Source organism: Candidatus Jordarchaeum sp., assembly GCF_052745115.1.
In genome coordinates, this window is the sequence record NZ_JBRAKS010000158.1 from 1 (window position 1) to 8,934 (window position 8,934).

At 39.3% G+C, this 8,934-nt stretch carries 11 protein-coding genes; 8 read left to right on the forward strand and 3 right to left on the reverse strand.

All coding sequences use genetic code 11. The features are described 5' to 3' along the window. Positions 1 to 180: 180 nt before the first annotated feature. The 6 genes from ACUVXA_RS11870 (at position 181) to ACUVXA_RS11895 (ending at position 4,118) form a co-directional block, all read left to right on the forward strand. On the forward strand, positions 181 to 1,134 hold the full coding sequence (locus tag ACUVXA_RS11870) for a hydroxyacid dehydrogenase (protein ID WP_445871481.1): 954 nt from the start codon (positions 181 to 183) through the stop codon (positions 1,132 to 1,134). Between the two features lie 100 nt (positions 1,135 to 1,234). Continuing rightward, positions 1,235 to 1,816, forward strand: a complete 582-nt coding sequence (locus tag ACUVXA_RS11875) for a 50S ribosomal protein L15e (RefSeq protein WP_445871482.1) — start codon at positions 1,235 to 1,237, stop codon at positions 1,814 to 1,816. Between the two features lie 27 nt (positions 1,817 to 1,843). Then, positions 1,844 to 2,296, forward strand: coding sequence for an RNA-binding domain-containing protein (locus tag ACUVXA_RS11880; protein WP_445871483.1), 453 nt, complete (start codon positions 1,844 to 1,846; stop codon positions 2,294 to 2,296). Continuing rightward, entirely contained in the window at positions 2,293 to 2,964 is a 672-nt protein-coding gene (locus ACUVXA_RS11885) for an RNase P subunit p30 family protein (protein WP_445871484.1), read from the forward strand. The genes ACUVXA_RS11880 and ACUVXA_RS11885 overlap by 4 nt, the downstream gene beginning before the upstream one ends. Positions 2,965 to 2,994: 30 nt before the next feature. Then, the gene (locus ACUVXA_RS11890; RefSeq protein ID WP_445871485.1) at positions 2,995 to 3,309 is read left to right on the forward strand and encodes an Rpp14/Pop5 family protein; all 315 of its coding nucleotides are present in this window, start codon (positions 2,995 to 2,997) and stop codon (positions 3,307 to 3,309) included. Between the two features lie 137 nt (positions 3,310 to 3,446). Beyond that, positions 3,447 to 4,118 carry a hypothetical protein gene (locus tag ACUVXA_RS11895; RefSeq protein ID WP_445871486.1) on the forward strand — a complete coding sequence of 224 codons (672 nt, stop codon included), beginning with the start codon at positions 3,447 to 3,449 and terminating at the stop codon, positions 4,116 to 4,118. Between the two features lie 68 nt (positions 4,119 to 4,186). On the opposite strand, the gene ACUVXA_RS11900 is transcribed toward ACUVXA_RS11895, so the two are convergent. Continuing rightward, the gene (locus ACUVXA_RS11900; RefSeq protein WP_445871491.1) at positions 4,187 to 4,669 is read right to left on the reverse strand and encodes a Mov34/MPN/PAD-1 family protein; all 483 of its coding nucleotides are present in this window, start codon (positions 4,667 to 4,669) and stop codon (positions 4,187 to 4,189) included. A 204-nt stretch (positions 4,670 to 4,873) separates the two neighbouring features. Then, on the reverse strand, positions 4,874 to 5,269 hold the full coding sequence (locus ACUVXA_RS11905; protein ID WP_445871487.1) for a thioredoxin family protein: 396 nt from the start codon (positions 5,267 to 5,269) through the stop codon (positions 4,874 to 4,876). A 256-nt stretch (positions 5,270 to 5,525) separates the two neighbouring features. On the opposite strand from ACUVXA_RS11905, the gene ACUVXA_RS11910 reads away from it, so the two are divergent. Together ACUVXA_RS11910 and ACUVXA_RS11915 are read left to right on the forward strand one after the other, a co-directional pair. Then, a complete protein-coding gene (locus ACUVXA_RS11910; RefSeq protein ID WP_445871488.1) occupies positions 5,526 to 6,608 on the forward strand; it encodes an MSMEG_0568 family radical SAM protein in 1,083 nt (360 codons plus the stop codon). A 2-nt stretch (positions 6,609 to 6,610) separates the two neighbouring features. Next, complete coding sequence (locus ACUVXA_RS11915) at positions 6,611 to 7,933, forward strand: CoA-binding protein (RefSeq protein WP_445871489.1); 1,323 nt, start codon at positions 6,611 to 6,613, stop codon at positions 7,931 to 7,933. Positions 7,934 to 7,975: 42 nt separating this feature from the next. Here ACUVXA_RS11915 and ACUVXA_RS11920 read toward each other — a convergent pair whose 3' ends face one another. Continuing rightward, complete coding sequence (locus ACUVXA_RS11920; RefSeq protein ID WP_445871490.1) at positions 7,976 to 8,707, reverse strand: hypothetical protein; 732 nt, start codon at positions 8,705 to 8,707, stop codon at positions 7,976 to 7,978. Positions 8,708 to 8,934 lie beyond the last annotated feature (227 nt).

Sequence of the window (8,934 nt, forward strand, 5' to 3'; positions counted from 1 at the left end):
AAATTAAATAGTTAAAATTGGTTAAACGCACTTGACAGAAGCTCCTATTAACTGGAACTATGGTTTCAGAAAACATTGCCATTCCTTTTCTAAAATAAGAAAATTTTAAAAAAACAATATTTAAATTCCAACATGGATTCTATCTTAAAGAGTTACTAGCCCTCTTTTGAGGAGATGCTTATGAAAAAGCGAGTGTTAGTGGCGGATAAAATTCATTCCGGCGCGGTCAAAATGATGGAGAACGCGGGTTTAGAGGTAATTGTTAATTTTGATATCACTCATGAGGCGCTCAAATCCCGGGTATCGGAATTTGACGCTCTTATTGTTCGTAGTAGAACAAAGGTGACTCGCGATATTATTGAGGCCGGAAAGAGATTGGCTCTTATTGCCCGGAGCGGTGTAGGCTTGGATAATGTAGATTTGGAGGCTGCTGAGGAAAGAGGAATTCGGGTTGTTAATTCACCAGAGGCTTCCAGCATCTCTGTGGCGGAGTTAACTATAGGCGCTATGATATCATTAATGAGAAATATTCATACAGCGGACAGATCTATGAAAGAAGGAAAATGGCTCAAAAAAGAATTAGAAGGGCGTGAACTCAAGGGAAAAACACTCGGTATAATTGGTCTGGGAAGAATAGGACAAGAGGTCGCTCGACGGGCAATTGTATTCCAGATGAAAATTCTCGCTTATGATATTTTAGAGGAAAGAAGGCTGGAGGCCGAGAAAATGGGGGTAGAGTTTGTGGGAACCTCGAGAGATGCTTTAGAGAAACTGCTGAGAGAGTCTGATGTGATAACACTACATGTTCCCTACCAGCCTGAAACAGCGTACATGATTGGTGCTAAGGAAATATCATTAATGAAGAATAAAGCATACATTTTGAATGTTGCACGTGGAGGAATACTAGACGAAAAGGCGCTCTACGAAGCCTTAAAAAATGGAAAAATTGCAGGAGCAGCACTCGATTGTTACGAGGAGGAACCTCCCAGTAATCTTCATTTTGCAGAGTTGCCAAATTTACTCTGTACACCGCATCTCGGCTCGGCCACTCAAGAAGCTTTGATAGCGAACAGCAACATAATTGCCGAGAAGGTAATCGATTTCTTTAAAAAGCAAATGCAAAAAATTAATTAGTAACCATTCTTCATCGTGGATTACAATAAATAATATTTTATAGCTTACCCGCTGGAATGTTGCCTTTAAGGCTGAACCATAAATAGGGAGGCTAATGTGAATGGTTAAAGGTATGTACAGCCACATTTCTGAAACTTGGAAAAAATCCGGCGCCGATGAAATGCGGACCATGTGGCGTGAAAGACTAACGGAGTGGCGAAAACAGCCAGTTATAGTACGCGTCGAACATCCTACACGCTTGGATCGTGCAAGAAGACTAGGCTATAAAGCCAAACAGGGTTACATCGTTGCACGAACCCGTGTAAGACGTGGCTCTCTGCGTAGGACTCGCCCCAAGATGGGTAGAAAACCCCGAAAAATGGGTTTCAAAAAATTGACTCCGAGTAAGAACTTGCAATGGATCTCGGAAGAACGCGTCAGCAGAAAATTTCCCAACCTTGAGGTTTTAAACTCGTACTATGTTGCAGAGGATGGACGCTGGAAGTGGTTTGAGGTTATATTGGTTGATCCAAATCATCCTGTTATTAAGAACGATCCCAATATAAACTGGATTTGTAACAAGTCCCATCGGAGACGTGTTTTTCGAGGTTTAACCTCCAGTGCGAGAAAAGCAAGGGGCCTTCGTCACAAGGGAAAAGGGGCAGAAAAGGTTAGACCCAGCGTGAGAAAGGGAAGAGAGTAATAAAGAGTTTTTTAGGGGGCCTAAAATTTGTCTTCGGCCCGTGTGATTTGGGTTGATTTGGAAACCTTTGCACATGCGACGGAAGATACAGAAAAAGTGTTTAAATCACTCCTATTTCTTCTACCAGACGGTTTAGAAAAGCTGGTTAAAAAAGAAAAGGTTCTCGGTCATTACCGTAACGAGATAATTATTTTAAAAATCAAAATTACTAACAAAAAAAATATTGAGGATTTTCTAAGTTTACTATCAGGAAAAATGGATGAGAAGGACAAGGAGCTGCTTTTTGAACTACTTGACAAGCGACTCGACGATTCAGGTACACTTTATATTCGATTTGACAAACAGAAGGCGTTTCTGGGTGAGCTTAAACTCAGTGATGGCGAAGATGTGATCAGAATTAGAATCAAGTTTTCTGCTTATCCTCTAAGCAGAGAGCTTGTTCAAGAAAGTTGTTTAGGTTATGGATTGATGAAAAAATGACCGTTTATTTGGATATTAATGTGAGTTCAAATCTGGGAGATGGTGAATCATCACCCGAGGAGATGGCACAAATTTCAAGAATTTTGGGGTTCTCAGGACTGGGATTCGCAGACTTCTCTAGAAAAAACAATTCTGTAAAATTCAAAGAAATCCTTTCCCATCTACCTTTGAAAGCGTATTCCCGGGTAAATCTGAATTTCGATAGCGTTACAAAGAACCGGAAGATATTAAATCAGATGAGAAGAACCGTTGACATAGTGGCGGTGGCCTGCTTGAATCGGAGGGTAGCGGTTTGGGCAGCGAGAGATCCAGACGTGGATTTACTGTATTTTCCAGACGTTAAAATGTGCAAACAGGTTGACAAATCACTCATTGGCCTAGTTTACAGTAGCGGAAATGCGGTGGAGATCTCAGTAAGGCCCATATTGCTAAGCAAGGGTCTGAGAAGAGCTAATACGCTAGGTATTCTTAGAAAAACAGTGGAAATTGTTCTGAAAGGGCAGGCCTCATTAGTTCTAACAAGCGATGCCCATACAAAATTCGAATTGAGGTCCCCCAGAGGTCTAGCCGCTTTGGGAAAACTGCTGGATGTACCCTACGATAAAGCTATGGAGGCGTTGTCCAATAATCCATTAAAAATTTTGGAGCATAGATCAAATTCAAATTAAAAAGTATGAATAGTAATAGGAGAGCTACTCTTGAAGTTGTACAGAAATCGTTACGTAGCGTTCAAAATAATTAGTGAAGCTAATTTTTCAGAAGAGGATATTGTCCACTGCCTTTGGAGAATGCTTCTTAGTCTTTTCGGGGAGGTTGGAGGCAGCAGAACTAATTTCTGGTTAATAGAGTACTCTGAAGAGGGAAACGGAATTTTACGTTGTACACATACAAGTGTTGACATAATGAAATCCGTTCTAGCAACAATAACTGAGTTAAATGGGTTCCCCCTTATAATAAACGTTCTAGGTGTTTCAGGAACAATTAAGGGAGTTAGAAGATTTTTTCAAAATTAGCACCTAGAACAGAGAACTTAATAAGAGCCTATAAACAGTTTTATCTTGGGAATGATGTTACCGTCCCAGACAGATAAAAGATGAAGAACCCGTGACAAAACTGACCCACAATTAACTATTTCCTTGGGGAGATGAGATTGAGCATATACAGGAAGAAAGAAGAGCTCACCGAGTCTCAGAAAGAGGCCCTAAGCAAACTTGAGAGGAAGGTGGTGGAACAGGGGGAAATTATTAGTGAACAGAGCCTGCGAATCAAGGAACTAGAAAAACTCCTAACACAGCGCGAAAACGAATTGGCGCAAATAAAAAAAACCTACGAGTTAGAAACCCAGAGACTAAATGATTTGGTAAATCAGCTTCAAAAACAATCCGATGATCAGATTAGTAAAATTGAAAGCGTAGAGCACAAAATTAAAGATGAATCAGACAGCTTTAGATTTAAAGAGGAGGAATTACAATTCAAGATACGCAGCCTTGAAAAAAAGATAAACGATTTGGAGAACGAATCCCGTAAAAAAGAGGAAACAATAGAGGCGCTAAACCAAGAATTGAGACTTGGTGAGGAAAGAGTCACAGAGGTTGAGAAAAAACTACAAGAAAAGGATGCTAAACTAGAGTCATTAGAATCCCTAATAATGGATGATAGCAACTACAAACCCTATTTCATAGTGAAAAAATATGGATCCAGCAATATACAGGACATCAAAAAAACAATGGGATTACAGGAAGGAGTGGTAAGGCGCATGGTACTTGAACTTGAGAAAAAAGGATTATTAAGAATGGATGGCGATAGCGTCCATTTAGCGTAAAACTATATTAATAAAAAAGAAGAAATAGGAATTTAAAAATTTTAATTCTAATGAATTTGATTCGAAAATTATTTTTTAATGTCTTTTTTGAGGTCATAAGTTACTATCTCTACAGGATGTATGGAATTATCAAACCATTGATAAGCAGACATATCGGTTCTATCAGTTAGAGTTCCCAGTATAACCCAGACTAAAGGATTCATTTCCATAAAAGGTTCATCTACACCTGAAGGTTTAGCGGTTGTCGGGTGAGAGTGGAAGATCCCCACCATTTCCTTACCCTCATCCTCAGCGCGTACCAGTATTCTATAAAGCTCTTCCGCATCTATTACAAAACGCACTGAAGATTCTGCAACGTTGGTAGCAAATACCACTTCTTGGGCGATTACTGCATCTGATTCAAACTGCCCCATTATAACACCGCATGCCTCTTGGGGGTAGACTCTACGAACTTCTTCAAGCATCAGTCTGACATGCTCTTGGCTTAGAATAATTTTACGAATCCTTGGAATTACCAGAAAACTACCTCCAAAATCAAATTTCCTAAAAATTAGATATCACAATTATTAGTACCTTTTTTAAAACTATTTTCAAACATTTAAAATGTGTGAAGATTTACCCACGGACAAAGAAAGGATGAGGTACATTATAGTAGTACCTAACTAGATCAATGGACACATTTGTAACAATTTTGCGAGATTTTTCTTTATTCAACTAGTCGAGAGGATTGTGTCGTGGTGTTTAAGCGAGTATTTTTAGTCCTTAGCAGAATATAAGAGTTCTATAATTTTTTTAAGTATTTCTTCGCTCTGAACTCCGACCAGTTTAGCAAGCTCCATTGAGGGGTCCTCGGATTCTTCTAAGAATTCAATAGATTCTTCTCCTTCTTCGTTAAAAACTACAAGTTTTCCATTACGAAAGAAGACGAGTGAGGGCACAGCGTATATATTGTATTCTCTTGCAATATTTGGGTTCTGGTCAACATCCACTTTAGCTATAGCAACTTTATCTCCAAGTTCGGCCTCGATACCTTCCAGAACCTTACCTTGAATTCTACAGGGTGCGCACCAGGTTGCTGAAAAGTCTATAAGGACAATTTTATTTGATGAAACAAATTCTTTAAAGTTATCTTCATTTATTTCTGTTACCACTTTAAATTCCTTCTTTATAATTGATTTTGGTTTCAAATAGTAAAAATAAGTCTTAGTATTTCTATTTTTTGCATTGGTCACGTCTGCATCTTGATTTCTTATACATTTTTTAATAGATTTTTTACTCGACGGTTTATTCTCAAACTATTTCCTTGATAATTGATCTTTTGTTAATGCGGAGGGAAAAATTATATATGGTTAGAGAGACTTTATTTGTTGCCGAAAATTTCGTTAACAAAAAGGCTGGGGAACCCCATTGGATCTGGTCAACTTAAAAACAGAACTTCTGTGCAAAGGAGTTAAAACAGAAGACAGGATCGAAAAGGGCAGGAGAGCGGGAGCCGGCCCAGCGGGGGGCAGATATCTGGTTTTACCTAATGATTCTGTGGTTAATGTTCCCTTATGGCCTCAATTTGTGAATAGATCGGACATTATTCTAACAAGTGTTGAGTCTAAATGGTTTCTCTCTAAAAATGGAGAGAGGATTGTTGATGTGGAATTAATTAATCCACCCCAGTTTTACTCTCTAAAAACACTAAGTGGTCAACCAATGTATAAAATTGCACTTCTCCATGGTAAAGACTGTTTGGCCACAACTCTTCTTCAGAGCTGTGTTCACTGGTCAACTGGTAATGGTTGTAAATTTTGTGCAATTGAACTTTCACTAAAATTAGGCTCCACAGTCCTGAAAAAAACCCCCAGAGATTTGGTGGAGGTGGTGGGAGCAGCAATTGAGGAAGGCGTTTGTAAGCATATCACATTAACTACTGGCACCCCCGGCACAATGGACAGAGGAGCTAAACTTTTAGCCGAAGCAACCAAAGAGCTAAAACGGCATTATCAAGTCCCTGTTCATGTGCAGTTGGAGCCTCCTAAGAATGGATACTTGGAGGTATTAGCAGATGTTGGAGTCGACACCGTTGGTATCCATGTCGAAAATTTTGATAGAAAGGTTTTGAATAGCGTTTGCCCCGGCAAGGCTAAGGTCAGTTTCGAGGAATATAAAGCGGCTTGGAAGGAAGCTGTGGATTTTTTTGGGGAGGCGCAGGTTAGTACCTACATTATTGCGGGTCTGGGTGAGGATGATCAGAGCTTATTGGAGGGAGTGGAGATGGTTGCTAATTTGGGAGTTATTCCTTTTCTTGTTCCCTTTAGACCAATTCTGGGAACCGAATTTGAGAAGCGTGACCCACCAAGTTCTAATAGAATGATAAATCTTTATAGAAGGGTTGCTAGAATTTTGTCTGAATATAATCTTGATCCTTCAAGAAATCTTGCGGGATGTGTAAGATGCGGAGCATGCTCCAGCGTCTTAGAGGCATTTAAGTATGGGGGATGAAGATGGGTCTTGAACATTTCTTTAATCCTAAGAGCATTGTTATTCTGGGAGCCTCTGGAAATCCCGGAAAGTTTGGAAACCAGATTATAAAAAACATAGTCGAGCTAGGTTATAAAGGAAAAGTCTTTCTCGTTCACCCTACAAGAAATAGTATTTTGAACTTTCCGACATTTAATAATGTTAAAGATCTTCCGGAGGTTCCGGAAACCGCAATTGTTGTTTTATCTTCGGATTTGGTGATTGACGCAGTTGAGGAATTGGCACGAAAGGGAGTAAAGCACATAATCCTGCAGTCATCTGGCTTCTCGGAATACAATGGTGAGGGAAAAGAAAGAGAAGAGTTGCTTATACGAATAGCTAAAGAAAATAATTTGAGACTTATCGGCCCTAACACCATAGGTCTGATAAATTTTGGAGAGCGGTTCGCCACAGCCCTAACTCCGGTTAGGAGCTTTAAAGCAGGGGAGGTAAGCTTCATTGGGCAGAGCGGGGGTCTATCGGGAGGTCTTGGATGGTGGCAGCCAAATGATCTGAGATTTAATAAAATCGTCCATTTGGGAAACACTTGTGATGTTAATGAGGTGGAGATCCTCAGATTTCTCGTCCAGGATTCGTCAACTAAGGTTATCACAGCATATTTTAGGAAAGTTACAGAGGAGATAGTAAACGCCATAAAAGAGGTGTCCAAAAGGAAGCCCGTAGTTATGCATTGTCCAGAAGAGAAAAGAAAGGAGCTTCTTGAGGCAGGAGCTATCTGCGCATCCTTTTATTCTGAAATATTTGAACTAGCTAAGATTTTCATACATTCTCCTAAAACGCAGGGTAATCGGGTTGCCATAATCGGTCCTTCTTCAGGCGCTATTGATTTGGCTGTACGTTCATTGGAGAAAAACGGGTTGAAACTCGCTGAACCCAGCGCAGACACCGTTAAAGTTTTGAAATCAAAGGTATTGAATGAGCGGGCGAAAACTGTAAATCCCGTTGACTACTGGCCACCCAATCATCTTGATGGAGTAGAGGTAGGAAACAAACACAAGACTGCGGTAGAAACTCTTCTCAAAGACGAAAATGTAGACATTATTATCCTAGTGCTCGAAATAATGAAAGAAATCGAATTCGATGTGAAAAAAGCCTTTAAGAAATCCGCAGAGCAGGGGTTAAAGCCCATTATAGCAGCTTGCATCCAAATTGAAAACGAGTCTTATGAAAGAATAATTAGTGGCTTGTCTGAATCAAATATTCCAGTCTACACTGAGGTAGAAAGAGCGGTTAAGGCAGCTGGAGCCCTAGTTCGCTACTTTACAAGAATAAAAGAAGATTTTTAAAAACAAATAAAGTAAATAGGGAAAGTACTTGGTTTAATTATATTATATTTTTAACAGTACATGATTTACCCGTTCAAGAGCCTGACTTAGGGCTTGCCATTCAGGGTTTAGGTTCACGGCTTCTTGATATCTTTCCTGAGCTTTTGTTAATAGCTCTTTAGCTTGCTTATTTTTTTGCTTTTTAAGGTATTCAAGACCAGAACATTCGTAGTGCAAACCCTCGCATTTTATCTTGTCAACTCTAGCAAGTTTTTGTTCGTAGGGATTTTGGAGATTAGCATAGAGCTTTTCTTTATTTTGAAACTCCTCACGAGCTTCTTGGAAATACCCTGCGGCCTTTTCCAGATTTTTATTCTGTATAGAAATTTGGGCAAGGCATTCGAATCTTGTGGCCTGGAGACCGTATAATTCTGCTTCTAGTTCCAAAGGAAGTTTTTCATCTGTAACTAATTGTTCTTTTATCAAATCTCTTACAGTCTTTATCGCAGTTTTTTTATCAGCTATAGCCTTTTCATAGCTATTAACTGCAGAGTCATATTCATGCATTTTGAAGTTTAGATAATCCGCGATAGAATGATGATAATTTGCGCGAGCTTGGTAGAGATTCCCTATGGCAATACTTTGGGGTTGTTCCTCAAGCTCCTCCTCTCTTAGCTGTTCGAAGAGCTCTGCGGCCTTTTTAAAGTGGTTAGAAGCTACTTTGTAGTCTTTACTACCATGAGCTTCTACTCCTTGAACGAACTCCGAAACAGCTTCGTCAAATTTGGTCTTCATATTAACACCTAACACGCTTAAAATCATTTAAAGCAGAATTTACTTTACTAAACAGTCTTTGGCTCAAGAAATTCACAATAATATTAAGATTAAAAAAAGTATTTTTAAATATCCATGGAATTTCAGCGGTTTTTTTAAAAAACCTACATAAGCTTCGCTTTTTAGACAAATCATAAAAAACCTTTTTTTGTTCCCTCGCCCATTAATGGTGTTGTGGACGCTGGGTG